The 19,216-nt window shown below is 41.0% G+C and carries 15 protein-coding genes; 2 read left to right on the top strand and 13 right to left on the bottom strand.

Annotation, left to right across the window (positions count from 1 at the left end):
- The first annotated feature begins 262 nt into the window (after nucleotides 1–262).
- Nucleotides 263–1,585, top strand: coding sequence for a branched-chain amino acid transport system II carrier protein (gene brnQ, locus PP175_RS10240; protein WP_272442650.1), 1,323 nt, complete (start codon nucleotides 263–265; stop codon nucleotides 1,583–1,585).
- Between the two features lie 875 nt (nucleotides 1,586–2,460).
- Here brnQ and PP175_RS10235 read toward each other — a convergent pair.
- From PP175_RS10235 to PP175_RS10180, 12 genes are all read right to left on the bottom strand, one after another.
- The gene (locus PP175_RS10235; protein WP_334314193.1) at nucleotides 2,461–2,775 is read right to left on the bottom strand and encodes a hypothetical protein; all 315 of its coding nucleotides are present in this window, start codon (nucleotides 2,773–2,775) and stop codon (nucleotides 2,461–2,463) included.
- Between the two features lie 575 nt (nucleotides 2,776–3,350).
- Entirely contained in the window at nucleotides 3,351–4,421 is a 1,071-nt protein-coding gene (locus PP175_RS10230; protein ID WP_272442649.1) for a phosphotransferase family protein, read from the bottom strand.
- Nucleotides 4,408–5,610, bottom strand: a complete 1,203-nt coding sequence (locus PP175_RS10225; RefSeq protein WP_272442648.1) for an acyl-CoA dehydrogenase family protein — start codon at nucleotides 5,608–5,610, stop codon at nucleotides 4,408–4,410. Before PP175_RS10225 ends, PP175_RS10230 begins: the two co-directional genes overlap by 14 nt.
- Nucleotides 5,611–5,859: 249 nt before the next feature.
- A complete protein-coding gene (locus PP175_RS10220) occupies nucleotides 5,860–7,398 on the bottom strand; it encodes a class I adenylate-forming enzyme family protein (protein ID WP_272442646.1) in 1,539 nt (512 codons plus the stop codon).
- Between the two features lie 30 nt (nucleotides 7,399–7,428).
- On the bottom strand, nucleotides 7,429–8,271 hold the full coding sequence (locus PP175_RS10215) for a CoA-transferase subunit beta (RefSeq protein ID WP_272442645.1): 843 nt from the start codon (nucleotides 8,269–8,271) through the stop codon (nucleotides 7,429–7,431).
- Nucleotides 8,272–8,293: 22 nt separating this feature from the next.
- On the bottom strand, nucleotides 8,294–9,046 hold the full coding sequence (locus tag PP175_RS10210; RefSeq protein WP_272442644.1) for a CoA transferase subunit A: 753 nt from the start codon (nucleotides 9,044–9,046) through the stop codon (nucleotides 8,294–8,296).
- 170 nt (nucleotides 9,047–9,216) lie between these two features.
- On the bottom strand, nucleotides 9,217–10,074 hold the full coding sequence (locus PP175_RS10205) for a 3-hydroxyacyl-CoA dehydrogenase family protein (RefSeq protein WP_272442643.1): 858 nt from the start codon (nucleotides 10,072–10,074) through the stop codon (nucleotides 9,217–9,219).
- A 27-nt stretch (nucleotides 10,075–10,101) separates the two neighbouring features.
- Entirely contained in the window at nucleotides 10,102–10,422 is a 321-nt protein-coding gene (locus PP175_RS10200; protein WP_272442642.1) for an acetyl-CoA C-acetyltransferase, read from the bottom strand.
- On the bottom strand, nucleotides 10,391–11,035 hold the full coding sequence (locus PP175_RS10195) for a thiolase family protein (protein WP_272442641.1): 645 nt from the start codon (nucleotides 11,033–11,035) through the stop codon (nucleotides 10,391–10,393). Before PP175_RS10195 ends, PP175_RS10200 begins: the two co-directional genes overlap by 32 nt.
- Before the next feature lie 45 nt (nucleotides 11,036–11,080).
- Nucleotides 11,081–11,848 carry an SDR family NAD(P)-dependent oxidoreductase gene (locus PP175_RS10190; RefSeq protein WP_272442640.1) on the bottom strand — a complete coding sequence of 256 codons (768 nt, stop codon included), beginning with the start codon at nucleotides 11,846–11,848 and terminating at the stop codon, nucleotides 11,081–11,083.
- 172 nt (nucleotides 11,849–12,020) lie between these two features.
- Nucleotides 12,021–14,201 carry a hydantoinase B/oxoprolinase family protein gene (locus tag PP175_RS10185; RefSeq protein WP_272442639.1) on the bottom strand — a complete coding sequence of 727 codons (2,181 nt, stop codon included), beginning with the start codon at nucleotides 14,199–14,201 and terminating at the stop codon, nucleotides 12,021–12,023.
- A 20-nt stretch (nucleotides 14,202–14,221) separates the two neighbouring features.
- Nucleotides 14,222–16,297, bottom strand: coding sequence for a hydantoinase/oxoprolinase family protein (locus tag PP175_RS10180; protein ID WP_272442638.1), 2,076 nt, complete (start codon nucleotides 16,295–16,297; stop codon nucleotides 14,222–14,224).
- A gap of 342 nt (nucleotides 16,298–16,639) precedes the next feature.
- On the opposite strand from PP175_RS10180, the gene PP175_RS10175 reads away from it, so the two are divergent.
- Nucleotides 16,640–17,485, top strand: coding sequence for an isocitrate lyase/PEP mutase family protein (locus PP175_RS10175; RefSeq protein ID WP_272442637.1), 846 nt, complete (start codon nucleotides 16,640–16,642; stop codon nucleotides 17,483–17,485).
- A 234-nt stretch (nucleotides 17,486–17,719) separates the two neighbouring features.
- On the opposite strand, the gene PP175_RS10170 is transcribed toward PP175_RS10175, so the two are convergent.
- Complete coding sequence (locus tag PP175_RS10170) at nucleotides 17,720–18,952, bottom strand: MFS transporter (RefSeq protein ID WP_442870435.1); 1,233 nt, start codon at nucleotides 18,950–18,952, stop codon at nucleotides 17,720–17,722.
- Between the last annotated feature and the right edge of the window lie 264 nt (nucleotides 18,953–19,216).

Below are 19,216 nucleotides of genomic sequence, written 5' to 3'. Positions count from 1 at the left end.
TTTAGGAACGATCTCTCTTTTTTCTTCCTGCGCCAAGCATAACACTCAGCGTCTTTTATCCGCAAAAAACGTCAAGAATGTAAGGAAACGTCTACCATGTAAACAAAAGTCTAAAATGTAAAGAAAAAATAATTCATTACTGATTATGTTAGCCTCCATCAATGATAATCTTCTATCATATGTTTCGATTATTTCTATATTTTACAATCAATAGATTTATATAATCACAATTGCTATACTTTCCTATGGAAAGGAGAGAAAAATGAATCACTTGAGCAAAAAAGAACTTATTTTACTTAGTTTTATGTTATTCTCAATGTTTTTCGGAGCCGGAAATTTAATTTTCCCTGCATTTTTAGGTCGTTCATCAGGTAGTGAGATTACGGCTTCTGTTGTTGGTTTTATTATTTCCGCTGTTGGTCTTCCAATTCTCGGAGTGATGGCCATTGCAAAAACAGGTAACTTGGACACATTATCAAGGCGTGTTCACCCTTTGTTTGCATTTATTTTTCCATTTGCTATTTATGTTTCGATTGGCCCCGCATTAGCAATTCCACGTGCTGGTACAATTGCATATGAAATGGGAATGAAGCCTTTTATTTCGGAGACGCTTGCTACAAAACCAGTTACGCTAATCGTTTATACCATTATCTTTTTTAGTCTTGTATTATGGTTAAGCTTGTCACCTTCTAAACTTGTTGACCGCTTCGGGAAACTATTAACTCCAACTTTATTATGTCTAATCGCTATCATTTTTGTTAAAAGCTTGTTGACACCAATGGGATCGTTTATAGCTCCTTCTAATGCTTATCGTAGCCATCCTTTTTTCAAAGGGTTTTCAGACGGCTATTTAACTATGGATGCACTTGCATCACTTGCATTTGGTATTGTTGTGGCCACTACGATTCGTGTAAAAGGTATAACTGACAGCAAGAAAATGTCTCAATATATGATAATTGCAGGACTAGGTGCTGGTACATTGCTTGCAACCATTTACTGTATATTGGGGTATCTTGGTGCATCAAGCGCAGCACTGGGGAAAGCGGGTAACGGTGCGGAGGTTTTAACGATGGTTATGAATGCATTGTTTGGCCAAATTGGGATAGTGATGTTAGGCATCTTATTTACACTGGCTTGTTTGTGCGTATCAATCGGTCTTGTTATTTCCTGTAGTCAATATTTTTCAAATGCTTTACCAGTGCTACCTTACAAAGCTTGGGCTGTTGTATTAACAATCTTTAGTGTAATCATTGCCAATTTAGGCTTAAACCAAATTTTAGCCATTTCGGTTCCTATTTTAGGTCTACTTTATCCAATTGCCGTGGTCCTTATTGTACTTGGTTTATGGGATCACTATTTAAATCACATACCATCTGTATATTTTATGAGCACTTTATTCACTAGTATTTTTAGTTTAGCAGATACGATTAATAAAACATTCTTATCAGGAGCATGGGATTCTATTTTAGGAAGTTTCCCTTTGTATGCCGAAGGTATTGGTTGGCTCCTTCCTTGCGTGATTGGTACAGCATTGGGTCTGTGCGTAGGTAAGTTAAAAAGTATATACAAGCAAAAATTAGCATGAAAACTTTCTTCATCGAACCATTCGGTGAAAGATATACAAAGTCTAAAGGCCAGCCGTTAAGCCGGCAGGCCTTCCCTCATGTGGTTTTCATACATATTCCACGCCAGGTTCCGAATCATCGACCGCTTTATCTCATGAATGGTCTACCTGCTCACCAACTCTGTACCTTGCCAATATGTTCACCATGAATTTGGCAGCGCGCTGTTTTTCCCCAAGCTGTTCCCGGACATTTCGAACATACTTTCTCTAAAAACATAAAATTATCCACTAACTATTCCCCCTGCCATGGTAAAATATTCTTGTCAGATAGTAAGCAGGGAACCCCTCACCGGCCCCGAACCGGTAGAGGGGCTTTTTTGTACAATTTATTAACTTTAAGGGGATACTACAATTACCAATTTTTTATTTCTTTCCACTTCCCTTTCCCCCACGTGGAGGGGCTTTTTAGTTTAAGTTTTGAATTTTATGGGAATACTTTAAATACCGACTTAAATCTCTTTTTTACCCTTCTGAATCACGGAAGGGTCTTTTTTGTTTCAGTTAGATAATTACGAGGAATAGAAGTAGGAAAATAAATAACCCTCCTGAATATCAGAAGGGAATCAAGGGAAGTAGTTTCAAAGGTGTCTCTGGAAAGCGTCCATACTGAAGTAATCTCTAACCTTCGAATACATTCCATGGCGTTGCTATGGGCTTTTTTAGTGACTTTTTGAACATTGCGTGACCGTTATCTGAAAACGGACTACTCCATTTGTACTAATGCTATAATGTTTATTGCTAACAGGTAGTAGACGTTAGCACTCAACTCCTTATCTATTTTCTAGTCTCCAAATATTCATAAACCAGAGTCCATAGTATGGGCTTTTGTTTGCTCATTAGTTGATCTGTCCAGCTATTTCAGTGAAAGGATATTCCCACAAGTTTAGCTTTCCTTTTGCCAAAATGGGTTCCTCCAGAACATGGGCATTCACCAGCTCCCTCGCAAACCTTCCTTCACTAAAATCATCAAATTTATACTCATTACCGCTGACGGCATGGCCAGCATCCAATACGGCCGATGCTCCCTCATCTGCGATTACCTTAAAACAATTAACAAGCTCACAAGTTGCAAGTATAACACCAACAGGGAGGTCGCTTTCTGTGTAGCCATGTTTCACAAGGACAGAGGGCGGAACGGTTCTTGTCCACAAACACTTTTGTCGATTTTCTTGCTGGAATGAATGGCCAAAAGGCCGCGATGTGTGGTACTCCAGGACCTTGTTTCGAATCTCTTTTCACCAACTGCAATGAGTGTGGCCCGAGGCTGAATGATTGATATGACCTTCACTCAACCTCATCCTTTTCACGCCACTCTGCCAGGACCTTGGTTGCTTCGTATACCCAATTACTCACGTTGATTGCGATGTCTCCTTTCATATTCCGCTGCAGAGCTGATAGTTGGCTAAGATGTATGATCTTTGCACGGTAATCAGGAGGAGATAAACAAGATGAACCCAGTCAAAGTTGAGTTTATTGTCCGTTGAATCTTATTTTTTTCTGTAAATCTTGATCTTCTCTTGCTTCTTTAGCCATAGCAAAAACCAATTCTGTCCAATACTCCTGTATTAAATACCAATCATGGTTTTCTTCTAACTTTTCATTATCAGGAAGGGCTACTAGCTCGCAGCTTGAAAATTACTACTTTTTTTGCATTGGACCTGTTCCCCATTTGTATTTGTTGCTAGACCTTTATCCTCATCTAGTTCATTTATTTCCTTATGGCTACCTATAGAAGTTCTTTACTTTTGGCCCGGTACGCTTGTTGCATTAAATTGCGTATCCCTATATTTAATTTAGCAAAACGTTGATCTTGGGCCTCTCGTTTTTTCCAACGATAATACATTTGTTGTAGAGCGGTAGCTGTTTTATAGAAAGCAAACGTTAAATAATAATCAATGTTCGACAGGTCCCTTCCACTTTTCATTGCGTAAAGGTGAGCGAATTCTCTGCGTTTGATAAAACCGGGTGTTATTGTAACTGAAGAAAGTCCCGTTTCTGCTTCGCCTCCCTCCGTCCAATAGGCAAGAGAAATCCCAACGTCCGTTAGTGGATCACCAATGGTGCACATCTCCCAATCAAAAACAGCAACAACTTTTCCTGGATCACCGGGAGAAAACATCATATTATTTAATTTGAAATCATTATGAACAATCGTCGGTTGAGGGGAAGAGGGAATATGATTTACCAACCAATCTTCGATTTCATCGACCATCTCGATTTCATCAGTTTTTGTGTTTTTATAACGTTTAATCCAGCCATAAACTTGTCTTTCTAAAAATCCTTCTGGCCTACCGATATCCGATAAGCCTGCCTCTTTATAATTAATTTCATGAAGTTGCACCAACGTTTTCACTACGGTTTCTGAAATCACACGGAAAGTTTCTTCATTTCCTTGATATTCGGGTGGTATTACATCATCCAATAACACTCCTTGCTTTTTCTCCATCACATAAAAATGCTTATCCATGATTTTAGGATCTTCACCGTATAAATATGGTTTAGGTGCTAAAGGATATACCGGATGAATTTTTTGCAGAATAAGAAATTCACGTTTCATATCATGAGCTTTTGAAGGAATCTCCCCAAAAGGGGGCCGACGCAATACTCCTTCCCAATCTCCAATCTGTATGAGATAAGTTAAATTGGAATAGCCAGCCGAAAATTGCTTTACTTGCATAGGATTTTGGCTAAGCCCTTCGATGTGAAACCGAACAAAACGTTCAACTTCGGCCCATTTTATTACTTCACTATTTATTAATTCACTAGAATAGGTAGATAAAAAATCACCTTGATTCATACAATTCCCCCCTTGCCCGGAATGATCTTAGAACTTGCTTTGCCACGACCATACGATGGACTTCATCAGGACCATCGTATATACGTGCAGAACGAGCTTCCCGATAAAAACCCTCCAAGGGTGTATCAGCAGTAATACCAAGCGATCCATGGACTTGAATTGCGCGATCAATGACATCTTGCAACACCTTGGCACCAAAAAATTTAATCATGGATATTTCTTTACGGGCTTGCTCCCCTTGATCCATTTTCCATGCAGTGTATAACGTCATTAAACGGGTAGCTTCAATTTCTGTAGCCGAGTCTGCAATAAAGTTTTGGATCGTTTGGAATTCGGACAATTTTTTCCCTCGGGTTTCTCTTCTAAGAGAGTAATCGATCATCAGATCCAAACTGCGTTTGGCTACACCAATCCAACGCATAGCATGCGTAATGCGTCCAGGTCCCAAGCGCAATTGAGCTAATTTGAAACCTTCTCCACGATTCCCAAGCATATTTTCAGCGGGGATACGACAATCAGTATAACGAACCTCAGCATGGCCACCCGTATAATGATCACCGATGATCGGGATTTCACGAACAATTTGGAAGCCAGGATTATTGGCGTCCACAATGAACATAGTGAAACGCTCGTGTGGAGGCGCGTCGGGCTCAGTGGCGGCCATGACAATGGAATAGGAAGCACCAATGGCTCCGGTTATAAACCATTTGTGAGCGTTGATTACCCAGTCATCCCCATCTTTTTCTGCCCGAGCTTGTAGGGAAGTCGGATCGGAACCAGAAGAATCTGGTTCTGTCATAGCAAAACAGGACCGAATATTTCCGTTCACTAAGGGGATTAAATATCTTCTCTTCTGCTCGGGTGTTCCAGCATGCAGGAGAATTTCTGAATTCCCGGCATCTGGTGCCATTGAGCCAAAAATATAGGGACCAATAGGACTTCTTCCAATAATTTCTGAAAGTAAGCCGAGAGAAACGAATCCCATGCCCATGCCTCCAACTTCTTTCGGCATATGCCCGGCCCACAAGCCTAAATTCTTTACTTTTTGCTGAAGAGGTTTTAAAATATCTTCCGGTAATCCGCGGTGCGGAACCATATATTTTTCATTGCGGTATACATATTCGTCCATAAAAGCAACTGCCTTTTCAATCATATCTTGTTGTTCAGTGGTCGGGCTAAAATCGAACATTATGATCACTCCTATCGAATTTTTAGTTATCAGACAAAGCCGTTAAGTTTAATAAGATACGTTAGGCTTTTGATTATACACACTCAGAAACCTGTGTCTTAAGTACTTATGATAAAGATGCTCTAATGCCATGTTAACTCCTTCAAGTCAAAAAGTATGAATGATTGATTCATTTAAATCCAGTATTCCTGCTTTAACCATGCTGATTACATCTTCAATTGTTTGAGTCGTAAATCCTTGTATGCCTCCTTAATTTTGATTAGATACATATAATTCTTGAAGTTTACGTTTCATCAACTTTCCAGTCGGTGTTTTAGGTATTTCTTCAATAAATTGAACATGCCTTATCACTTTATATCTTGCAAGTTTTGAAAAGCAAAAATCAATAATTTCCTTCTCTGTTAGATCGTGGCCCTTTTTTATTGCAATAAAAGCTTTAGGCACTTCTCCCAGGCGTTCATCTGGAATTCCTATAACTGCTGCTTCTAGTACAGCAGGGTGTTCATAGATGACATTTTCCACTTCGACCGGATATACATTATATCCACCAACGATGATGAGTTCTTTCTTCCTATCTTTTAGAAAAAGAAATCCTTCTTCATCTACATATCCGATATCTCCCGTATGCAGCCATCCATCCTTAATAGTAGACTTCGTGGCTATTTCGTTTTTCCAATATCCACTCATGACACAGTGTCCCTTGACGGTTATTTCTCCTATCTCCCCGTTCAGTACACGATTCCCGTCTTGATCTACGATTTGAATCTCAAGATGGTTCATAGGATAGCCAACGCTCTCAAATTTTCTCCCTTTATCAAAGCGATCTACGCTGATAACGGGAGAAGTTTCAGTTTGTCCATAAGCTTGAATCGTGAAAGTAGAAAACCTTTCTTCAAATTGCTTTCTGATTTCTAATGGCATTTGTGCTCCGCTTGTAATGCAAATATCCAGACAGCTAAGATCATATTCATCTGTTTGCGGTAAATTTAAAAATGAATAATACATAGCTGGGACACCGATAAAAAAGTTGATTTGGTATTTCTTAATTTTCTTCGCAACCGTCTCTGTTTGAAAACGTTCAAATAAATAAAACTTTCCGCCCTTGAGGAAAATCAGATTCAAACCCGCCATAAGAACCAGCAAATGTGAAAGCGGCGTTACAATACAGCCGAAGTGGTTTTCGGTTAATTGGATATGATCTGCATAAAATTCTGCGTTCGTATAAAGGTTGTAGTGAGATAAAACGACCCCTTTCGGCAACCCGGTTGTACCGGAGGTGTACAAAATGGCAGCTCCATGATCCGGCGAAACATCAACAGCGGGATAAGAAAGGCTACCTGACTTTTTTATAGAGTAATACCAACGATATTTGTTGCTTTCCAATTCCACGCTTTGCTGGTGGTCTACAAAGATGACGTTTTCAAGACTCGGAATCGAATCAATCACATTTGTTAAAATCGGTCGTACAGCAGATGTGGTAATTAAGACTTTCACCTCAGCATTCGATAACATATGTGAAATTTCTGTTTCTCTGAATAGCATGTTCATAGGAACAACCAGAGCTCCCAGTTTGAGAATCCCATAAAACGCCCCGATAAAGTCCAATCCGTTTGGAAGCCATATGGAAACACGGTCCCCTTTCTCTACACCTAAACTTTCCAAGGTATAGCTGTACTCGTTAGCCAATTGATTGATGTTATGATAATCATAATGATTGTCTTCGTAAATCACAGCTGTGTTGTTCCCTCGTTTGATCGCTTGTAATTCCAGAATATTAGCTAAATTCAAATCAAGCACTCCCTTCAATAATGAAATAGTCTATAGCAGTCTTAATTCCTTATGAATGATTTCAGCTAAATAAGATAATCTGGCAGCGCCAGATAGCATTTCTATCTTTCGAATTCCCAACGGATCAATCTTTGTTCGTATGAGATGCAATTTTTCGCTTGATGGAGGCTCGGTTATATGAAAATTGTTCGAAAGTTCAAATGAAAAACCAGTGTTTTCTTTCACTTCATCCAGGGATGAGTAAGGATGTAAAGACAATAATTGTGCTCTTCCTTCTACAAACTCAAAGACACATAATTCTGTGATGATTTTTTTGGGGCCATGTTCTGGAAGTCCCATATCTTTGCGCGACAATCCATCCCTTTGCCATCCGAATCCGCTGACAAAATCAACTTTTTCAACCAATGTCTTTTTGTTATGCCTAGGAATATAAAACATGATGTTTTCCAAATAGTTTGTGACATCTGCGATTCCAGCGCAACCAGGTAACCGGATTTTTGGATTTTTATAATTCCCGATTACCACATTATTCGTATTTCCATAAGCATCAATTTGGGCAGGCCGAAAAAACTCAATCCACGGCTTTAAATGATGAAGGTATTGTGTAGCCGCCTCCATAAATGACCACTTCATTAAAGCATTTCCGATTGTCATGGTTTCATAGTTACGCAGACTGATCGGGAGCAATTCTTTTGAAAAGGTATTTCCAACCGTATAAGAAATTGTTAGTTCCGGCGCATGTGTGAGTTTTGCCAGATGATATCCGGCCGACACTAGAGGTGTGGCAATGCCTTGAGCCGCAATTCCTACGGGTGGAATCTCCCTTGCTATGCTGCAGGTTAGCATTTCATCTCTTGTATATTCCGTTTGCATTCGCTCGCACCACCTTATACTCTCAGTTTCTTGTATTGCATTGTTTAACATATTCTAGCAAATATTCATAATCAACAGGATAAAGTGGATAGCACGAGGTAGGATGCGCGCCAGTTGGGGCCACGACGACAACATCCACCGACTCTGCCATGATATCGACTTCCTCCAATTCAGATGTTTCTACAATTTGTTCGGCTGTAATAATGACCTTCTTTGCCGCAAGAGCCAATTCTTTATCCATGCAATACTCCCCATACAAACTACAATTTCCCTGCGAATCCGCCTTCACAGCGTGGATGACCGCGATATCCACATCAATAGCCGGCACCGCAACATAAGATTGATCAGTATAAGGGCAACTTATTGTTTTTAAATCAGGACGAACATGTAAAATATCTGTCCCTTTTAGTGCATGAACCGGCATAAAGCTTAAGCCCGCCAACTTCGCCTTTAATCCGAAGGCCAGAGTTGCCTCGGTTTCTTCAATAATCTCAATTTGATGATGCTTTTTTGTATACATGGGAGCCAATCCAAGAGATTCCAGGCCGAAATAGCAGCTTCTCACTGCATTAATGCTATCCGAGCCCACTAGCAGGTCGCTTTCATACCCTGCCGTGAACGTCATAAGGTTAATTCCGGTAACCTTTTTCTTTACGAGTTCATTCACAAAGGCGACAGGGCGCCGGTACAGGGTCATTCCTCCAAGCGCTAGCCAATCTCCCTGTTTTATAAAGTCGACTGCTTCTGACATCGATACTATTTTGTGATTAGACACAATATCCCACCTATCAGAGACATTTTTAACTATCCTAATGTTTTGTTCTTGCTGAAAAAGGAAAGACTTTTTATATTCATCTTAATTAGCCTATTAAAATTAAATCCCCAACAAATAACAGTGAAAATTCTCTTCAAATGGATTAAACATAATCCTACCTGGTTACGCCCTCAAAGCTTCTCTTCTGTGGTATAGTCATAGAAACCCCTACCGCTTTTTCTACCAAGACGACCACTGTTGACCATCTTCACAAGCAGGGGACATGGCCGGTATTTGCTGTCCCGATAGCCATCCCAAAGCACTTCAAGTACATAGAGAAGGGTATCCAATCCTACCAGATCAGCCAAATAAAGAGGTCCCATCGGATGATTGAAGCCCAGCTTCATTACTTTATCGATTTCTTCTGGCTCTCCTACCCCTTCATACACACAATGAAAGGCTTCATTCATCATGGCCAGGAAAATACGATTTGATATAAATCCGGGGTAATCATTCGCTATTGCCGGTGTTTTCTGGAAGTGAACGACGAGCTTTTTCGTCGCTTCAAGTGTTGTCTCTGAGGTTTCCAGGCCGCAGATGATTTCAACAAGCGGCATCACAGGAACCGGATTCATAAAATGCATCCCAATGACAAGAGAAGGCCTATTTGTGCTTGAAGCGATTTCAGTAATGGATATAGATGAAGTATTGGTGGCAAGAATAACGTCCTCTCTGCAGATCCTATCAAGTTCTTTGAAGATAGCTGCCTTAATTTCCTTCTTCTCGGTTGCCGCTTCAATAACAAAATCCGCCTCGATCGCATCTTCTAGCGAGGTGGATAGAGAAATTCTTTTAAGTATCGTCTCTACGCTTTCACTGATGATTCTTTTGGCTTTTTTCCTATTTATATTCGTCTGTATCGTTTGAATAGCTTTCTCCAGTTGAAACTTAGAGATATCGTGTAGGATCACACCAAATCCGCTTTCAGCACACACCTGTGCAATCCCATTGCCCATTGTACCTGAGCCAATGACCATAATATTTTTCATTTGTTTTTTTGCACTTCCCCTCTATGATTATTCTTCTACTTGTATAAGAATGGCATCCCCTTGTGCTCCCGCCCCACACAAGGAAGCAATACCGAGCGAATGACCCTTTCTTCTTAACTCATAAATTAACGTCATTACAATTCTCGCCCCTGTGACTCCAACTGGATGACCAATGGCAATTGAGCCTACATTCACATTCGTAATTTCCGAGGACAGATCAAGTTCTTTCATGCTACATAATGTGACCGCAGCAAAAGCCTCGTTAATTTCAAAGAGCTGAACATCTTCTTTTTTCAGGTTGTAATCGGTCAGCAATTTAGAGATTGCCCATGCTGGAGTTACTGCCATATCTTCTGGCTTTCCGCCTACTTGTGCATACCCTCTGATGGAAGCTATTTTTCCAACGATACTGGCTTAGATGCGCATATTCATCCTGCTCTTCTCGCGATATATTTCGTTCCTTGGCAGACTTTTCTGCAAATTCACCCATAAGCGTCTTGGTAAAGGGCCATGTTAATCCTTCCTGCAAGTAATCGGTTATGGTTGCATCTCCCATACGAATTCCCCTTCTCATCTGCTTTTGCAGGTAAGGGGTTTGCGTCATGTTTTCCATGCCGCCAGCCAAGACGATCTGTGCTTCACCTGTCTTCAATGCACGGACTCCTTGAATAATGGCTTCTGTGGCTGAACAGCAAGCTTTGTCGATTCCCGAGGTTATCACTCTATCGGGGATGCCCGCCAAAAAAGCTGCCTGACGGGCCGGAACTTGACTTAATCCCCCCGGATACACGGTTCCTAAAAAAACATGCGTCACATGGTCAGGAGTAAGGGGCACCGAGGATAAAACATTTTTTATCGCTAGTGACCCCAGGTCTATAGCTGTGAGCTCGGCATAGCACCCACCAAATTTTCCAAATGGTGTCCTTGATGCACTGACAACGACTACATCCGAATCCCTCAATGACTTTCCCTCCTACGATCTGATTACCATTCACTTTTTAAACGGCTACTGTGCAGTCCATCCACCATCCACAAAAATAGTCTGACCCGTGATATAATTTGCTAAGGGCGAGGCTAAGAATATGGCCGTTCCGGCAATGTCATCAATACTTCCCAGTCGCTTCTGGGGAATCTTATTTAATATATAATTTTGATAAAACTCACTTTTAAATGCCTCACTGTTCATCTCTGTCTTGACGTAGCCAGGAGCCACAGCGTTCACTTGAATGTTATACCTTGCCCACTCTAGGGCAAAGGCTTTACTCAACTGTATGACCCCGCCCTTGCTGGCACAGTAAGGCGAGATGGAAACGTCTGCCACCGCTCCCATGACAGATGCAACGTTGATAATTTTCCCCCCACCTTGATCCTTCATAACGGTAGCCACTGCCTGGCTTGAGAAAAAAACTGACTTTAAATTTGTATCAATGGTGTTCTCCCAATCCTCTTCTGTAATCTCCAGTGCCTTCTTTGGCACGACGATTCCTGCGTTATTTACAAGTACATCGATACGATTTTCTTTTCTTCTTATTTGGAGAACTGATTCATGGATAAAAGAGTTCAAATTGAGATCACCGGCAACATAATCCGCTCTTCCGCCTCTTGCTTTAATGCTCTTAACGTTCGCCTGAAGGAGTTCTTCGCTCCTACTTATGAGGTACACTTTTGCTCTCGCTTCAGCAAACATATCGGCCATACCTTTGCCTAACCCTTTGCTGGCGCCAGTTATAATGACGATCTTATCCGTCATGTCCAAATATCCATTTATATTCATTTTAAACCCCCGCTAAAAATTTCTGGGGACGGTTGCAACCTTCCCTCTGTGCATTTCTGTTTGTCATCTATAAACGGACGGACTAGTCGTTTATGTGTAATGGACTGACTAGTCCATCCGTACCTTATACTATTTCTACATAGAATTTTTTAAAATAGACTATATCGTTTACTCATTTATTATTTTCACCGATGGATGTGCCTACATGGATCATGCTTGCACACCCTGGACAGATGTACTCATCTACATATACGAAAGGAGCAGAATCTCGTCTTTTCACCCACATTCCGAATTTTCCAAGGGCTTCTGAAGCCTCTGTTTGCTTCATTCGTACCCCGTCCTTCCAGTCTAGCATCTCCTCTGCTAATGGATGTCCGCAATCTGCACAGCATACATAGCGCAATTCATTCTCATCTTTCTTAATGTGTAAAGACTCACCGGACGACTTAACATATATTAACTCTTTGGTATCTCCTTTGCATTCTGCCTTCGGCGGTCGACTCATACCCAGCCGTTCCTTCTTCATAGCTGCTCGGAACAATTGCGTGTCCTCCTCAACGAGTTGTCCTTTTCCATCGATGATAACCCCATATGCATTCTTTGCCATTTCTTGTGTGATGTACCCGTCCTGGTGGTCTTGGAGAACAGTTTTAGGGTTTCTCTTCAATGGGTCACCGAGACCTCCGCCGCCGCCTTCAAATTGGACAAAGACGTCATCACGGAGAATAGGAAAACCAGAGTGCTTAGCCGGTAGTAATGCCTTTTCACCTTCTAGTTCACTGAACATCGGTACTTTTCCCTTCTCCATCAATCGATGGACATTGGAATGTTTCACAACCCAATATCCGCTAGTTCCGCCAGGATATCCACCCATTGTTCCACGGGCTGGTACTTGCCAGCAAGCCGAATTCACATGTTCCTGACCACCCGGAATGTCCCAAGGAATCCATGCAAATTCAATTCCTTGTCCACCACGATATTTACCAGGTCCTCCGGAATTAATGTTCAGCTTTCGCCATAAATAAAGAACAGGGAAGGCCAGTTCATTGATTTCAATATCAGGTAGGCCATTGCTCAATTGGGTAAAGCTGGCTGCTGCATCGAGTCCATCCTGATTCGTTTGAGCTCCCCCACCTGCGCCACCGCCATTCATATCTAAGAATACAGTGGGATTCCCTTCACTATCCGATCCGGCAAATGTGCCTGCAATCCAGGCATCATGAAAACAAGCCATGGCATGGCTTCTTACCATCTCTTCCTCGCTTTCCATCATCGCTTGACTGAGCAACTCTGTCAGAAGCTTCGTCATACGCATCCCGGTTTCCATATGTCCGGATGAAACGGGGGCGGGCATTTTGCAATTTACCAATGTGCCCTCCGGAAGAATAAATTCAATGGCTCGAAATATCCCTTCGTTAAATGGTATATCCGGTGTAAGCACGAGCATCACCGGAGTAACCGCACAGCCAATGGCGGCACCTTCGGAAACGTTGACGAACCCATCCGTTTGCGGGGCTGTACCGGTAAAATCGAAGGTAAGGTGTTCTGCATGAATGGTTAACTTGCAGTGAATAGGGAAAAACTGGTTTACATGACCATTGTGTTCTACCCATTCTGTGCCTTCATACGTCTTTTTAGGCAGTTGACTAATTCGCTTTCGAAATGCATTTTCTGTCAGCACTTTATTGAATTCAACATATTCTGAAAATTCATCCAAACCATATTTGTCGATTAAATCGATAATGCGATTTTCACTCACATTGCAAGCTGCGATAAAGCAACGGATGTCATTGAGATTTCGATTAGGAAGCCTGAAGTTTGCTTGAATGAGCTGAACGATATTTTTCAGGAGTTTACCCTGACTTACTATTTTAACCCCCGGAAATCTCAGCGCCTCTGAATAGGCGTCATGGGCACCAATGGCAAAGCCACCGGGAGACATGCCACCAACATCCAGTAAGTGTCCTTCCGCCCAGCACCATGCGACCAATTGGTTTTGATAGAAAATCGGCTTCACAATGCCAACATCTGGGGGATGACAGGCTCCTGTTGTATGAGGGTCATTGCATATAAAGGCGTCTCCCGGTTGAATTTCTTCTTCAGACAAAGTCTGAAGAATATAGCGCACAGCTTGTCGTGCAGGACCCGCATGCATTGTCATATATCCGGAAAAGGAAATAATTTCGCCATTTTTATCAGCAATAAACGTTGAAAAATCTACCGCCTCAGAGATGACTGGATCGCCTGAGGTCCTTATCATTACCGTCCCCATTTCTTCTGCAATGTTGTAAAGCTGCTGACGGAAAATTTCAGCTTTTACTAAACGGGCTGATGATTCGATTCGTTCGGTCATCCATATTTCCCCTTTCCTTTTTACATTTCAAGTAAGTAATTTCGGAAACTATCCATGTAAGCACTTACTTCATTAGGAATGAAAATGGTGGTTTGTGTCCTTTCTATAATTGCAGGCCCAAATAAGGTCGTACCCGGCGTAATATCTTGATCATTGTACACAGAGATATCCTCCCATCTGCGTTCCATCGGCAAATAAACGTTTCTTTGTCTTTTTGGAAGATCTGAAACCATACGCGGTCTGATTTCAAACGATTTTGGTGTAAATTTTTCTACATGACCTATTCCTGTTACACGAACGGTTAGCATAACAACTTCTGAATCAATCCAGGCTGTGTCCGGCCCATATTCCGCTTCATACAAAGGGGCAAAATTTTTCGCAATCTCTTCTAAATCTTTTTCTCCAAACTGTCCCGAAGGAAGCGGCACGGAAAGTTCAAAAATTTGCCCTTCAAATTTAAAGTCTCCAAATCTCTGAATTTGGATGTTGCTCCGTTGAAAGCCACTGTGCACCAAACTGTCCGTTATTTTCTCCTCCATTTCCAATAAAACGTTGTTCACATGCTCGACGCCTTGACCACCTCTCCAAAAGCAAGATTTAATTAGATTCCGTACGTCATCTCCCGCCAGCAGCCCTTGAGCAGAAAAAACAGCAGAGGTTGCTGGTATGACGGCATTTCTTATCCCAATTTCTCGACAAATTTCTGCTGTGAATACAGGCAACGCCCCTCCATAGGAAATAAAGGTAAATTCCTTCGGATCATGCCCACGTTCCACGCTTACGCTTCGAACGGCATTACTCATCGAGGCAATGACGAGCTGGTAAACAGAAGCGGCAGCGTCTGCAACACTCATGTTTAAGGGTGCTGCCAGCAAGTCATGAAAGGCGGATTCGGCAGTTTCCTTGTCAAGCTTCATCCTTCCTCCAAGGAAAAATGCCGGGTCAATAAATCCAAGAATTACATTAGCGTCTGTAACAGTAGGAAGTTCTCCTCCGCGACCATAAGAGATAGGTCCAGGATAAGAACTGGCGCTTTGCGGTCCAGCTTGTGGGATGCCGCGAGAATCAATCCACGCGATGGAACCACCCCCAGATCCAATGGCCGTTACATCAATTTTGCTTAGACCTGTTAAAAATTCCCGTAAATAGACACGCTGAGTTTTGGTATAGTTATTATTCTGAATAATAGAACAGTCAAAGCTTGTGCCTCCCATATCCCCGGTGATCATATTGGATATTCCCAGCGTCTTCCCGAGGAAGTTTGAACCTAACACTCCACCAACAGGTCCTGAATCTACCAGTGTGATTGGAGCTACCCTGACTTCTTCTGAACTGAGGCTTCCACCAAATGATTGAACAAAAACGACAGGAGTTTTAAGGCCTTTTTCTTCTAGCGTTTGCTTGATTACATCGACATAACGTACGACCTTAGGACCCGTGAACGCGTTCAATGTTGTTGTAATCATTCGTTCATATTCTCGCATGACAGGGTATACTTCCGATGAGATCGTTACATAAATGGAAGGGTAGTGTGACTCGATGACTTGTTTTACTTGCTGCTCATGGGCATCGTTCAAGAAAGACCAGAGAAAAGTAACAGCGATGGACTCTACCTTCTGAACCTCAACCAACTGTCTCACTGCCTCTAGTACTTCTTCCTCGTCCAATTTCACCACAACCCGACCGTTCTTATCTATCCGCTCGTTTATCTCAAGAATGGCGTTACGGTCTACAAGTTCCGGCATATTTCTTTGTTTATGATGGTCCCGTTCGGCAGTGCGAGGTGAACGTGCAATGCGCAAGGTATCCTTAAACCCTTTCGTAACTAATAAACCCACCTTGGCCCCCTTTAGTTCAGCAATACTATTTGTCACAATGGTTGTGCCATGTACAAATCGGCTGCACTGATTGAGCAGCTGTGTTTGAGGTACTTCCATTTGATTTGATACATTATTTATACAGTTCATTAGACCTTCAATCAGATTTTCTGGCGTTGTATCTGCTTTATCGGTCCACATTTCACCTCTTTGGTTAATCACTACAATGTCTGTAAAGGTCCCACCCATATCGATTCCAATTTGATATGAATCAGCCATGCGCTTCCCACCTCTCTGGTTTTTAAAGGAATATATACTGATAAATCTCCTGTTACACTTACACTCTGTGGTACCGACTAGTCCGTCTGTTTTACTTTTAGTAAACACTTTTATAGACTTGGAATGTTATGGAGGATCAGCTCCCTTCCGTTCATTCAAATCTACAACTTACAATCATATTATTAAACTTTATTTGTAAGCCCGTCAATGATTTATTTTTGACATTTCTAAATATTATGTAATTATTGATATTTCGCAATGGTCTATTGTCTATTCATCTCTACTAGTATATATTTTACTTGTATATAATATTCTAAAAATATAGAAAACGAGGTTGTTATATTGGATAATCGGGTGAGCTTTAAAAAACTTTTTCAAAAAGAAGGCATTATCGTAGCGCCAGGTTGTCATGATGCATTAGGGGCAAGAATCATTGAACATGTTGGATTTGAGGTCTTGTACATGACCGGTAATGGTGTTTCTGCAAGTTTGCTCGGAAAACCGGATATTGGATTGGTAACCATGTCAGAAATGGTAACCAGGGCTCGAGGAATTGTATCCTCCGTCAAATTGCCAGTTATTTGTGACGCTGATACAGGGTATGGAAACATCAACAACGTGATAAGGACAGTTCAAGAGTTTGAAGCTGCGGGAGTAACCGCGATTCATATTGAAGATCAAATTACTCCTAAAAAATGCGGAGCTATGGATGGACTTCAATATATTTCTATGGAAGAACATGTTTCTAAAATTAAAGCAGCTGTTAAGGCAAGAAAAGATAAAAACTTTTTGATTATCGCCCGTACTGATTCCCGGGTTTCCCTGGGTTTAGAGGAGGCGATTAGAAGGGGAAAGGCTTGTGCCGAAGCTGGAGCCGATATTATTTACATTGAAATGCTTGAATCAGTAGAGGAATTAAGAGAAGTTGCTCGAAAAATTGATGCTCCTCTCATGTATGACATGTTAGAGAATACCAGGGTTCCATATATGAATATAAAAAATATAGAAAATATTGGATATAAGCTTGTCATTTTCCCTTTATCATCAACATTTTTATATGCTAAAACCACGCTTGAATTGATGGCATCATTAAAAGCCACTGGGACAACTTCTGATTTTTTAGATAGAATGATGACGATTCATGATTATGAAATGTTGTTAGGTCTAGATAAAAGAATTGGAGAATGAAATGGTGGAAATGCCTCGTAATTTCCTGAGTAACTTGAAATAGGTAAATAAATTTCCATAGTGTTCAAACATCCAAGACAAGTAAATAATACCGGGAACAGTAAATATCACGGTTCCTGGTATTATCCATTTCTCGCTCCACCATATTCTCTTGCATTTAATAAGTTTCTAACATCATTATTAGATACTCAAGATGGGAATTAGCACACTAATTAAATCGGTTTGTCTCATATACTAACTAATATGTTGCTCTTTGTTAACTAATGGAGAAGTAAGCGTCGTTACTTGTTGTTCTTTAAGAAGGATCGCACATAATGCCGCCACTGCCGAAGTTAGGGCAAAAAATATAAAAACGCCACTGAAATTTTGTGTTCCATTTGTCCCCACTTTTACTAAATAACCCGCTACAAGAGGGGAAACAAAAGAGCCCATTTGACCAATTCCATTAGCTAGCCCGGTAGCACTGCCAACGACTTCTTTTGGATAACGTTTTTGCAAATAAGCATAAGCGGAACCAAAGTTTAAGTTAACAAAGAAACCAGCGAGCAAGAGAAGCGTAAGCAAAAGTCCGGTATTCCCTTTTTCTACCGAACCAAGCATCCATAATACAGGGATACTTCCTATATATCCAATCAAAGCAACTGGTTTCATTCGATAAAGAATCTTATCCATTAGCCATCCCCCGAGCATCATAGCAAAGAAAGCAACAATATAAGGCGCAGATGCGAAAAAACCCATTTGCTTAAGGTTTAATCCATGCTGCTTAACCAAAAAAGTAGTTAACCAGGTTGTAGTTCCCCAGTATACAGCTAATTGACAAAAAAGGAGCAGCGTGTAGAAATAAAAATGAACATCTTTTAGGAAAAGCCCGTAATTTTTTCTTTTCTCTTCCTTTGACATACTTTGTTCATCAGAACGAGTTGGTGCATCAATATCCTGATCCTTATTTAATCTCCCTTTATCAATCATTTCTTTTGGTGTATCTGTTACAAAATACCACAGCAAAAGTATTCCTACCGCACCTGGAATAGCTAGAAGGTAGAATACGGGTCTCCATTCCCCTCCAAATAAGTAGAAAGAGAGTGTAGTGATGATGACCGGTACAATTGCAGGTGCCACTGCCCACGATGTTGCAAAAAATGAAGTTGCTCTTCCTCTTTCTTGAACAGGGAACCAGTTATTTATTGATCGACACGCCGGGGGAAAGTGGTGTCCTTCCCCAAGTCCCAAGCCGATCCTCAATGCTAGAAATTGAGCAAAGCTTTTGACCATTCCTGTTAATGCTGTAACGAAGGTAAATACTACAATTGCAATGTACATAACTTTTTTGGGGCCAATTTTATCAGCAAGAAATCCAGCACTTACTTGAGCAATGGCATAGGCAAAGAAAAACACGGATGCAAGTTGTCCCACTTGCACCGGGGTTAAGTTTAAATCTTTCTGAATGAATGGAAGAAATGTTAACACAGATATCCTGTCAAAATAATTAATGATATAAACCAACCAAAGAATAAAAAGAATGGAATACCGATACCCCCATGCTCTTTGAATAAGTTTAGACAAGTTCATCTCTCCTTTTAATAAGAAATAGAAAAATTACTACCAATATAGAAATGAAAGCGATTGCAAAAATGTTATTTTTAATCTGAATAATCAAAAAATTAACTCCATGGGAAATTTTTGGGTTTCCCTTTAACCTTCTCTTATTAATTCCCTTATTGAAGTTTTTTG

The sequence above is a fragment of the Aneurinibacillus sp. Ricciae_BoGa-3 genome, assembly GCF_028421645.1.
Lineage (GTDB): Bacteria > Bacillota > Bacilli > Aneurinibacillales > Aneurinibacillaceae > Aneurinibacillus_B.
The sequence above is the reverse complement of the archived record's forward strand: the minus strand, read 5'-3'. Positions and strand labels throughout refer to the sequence as shown.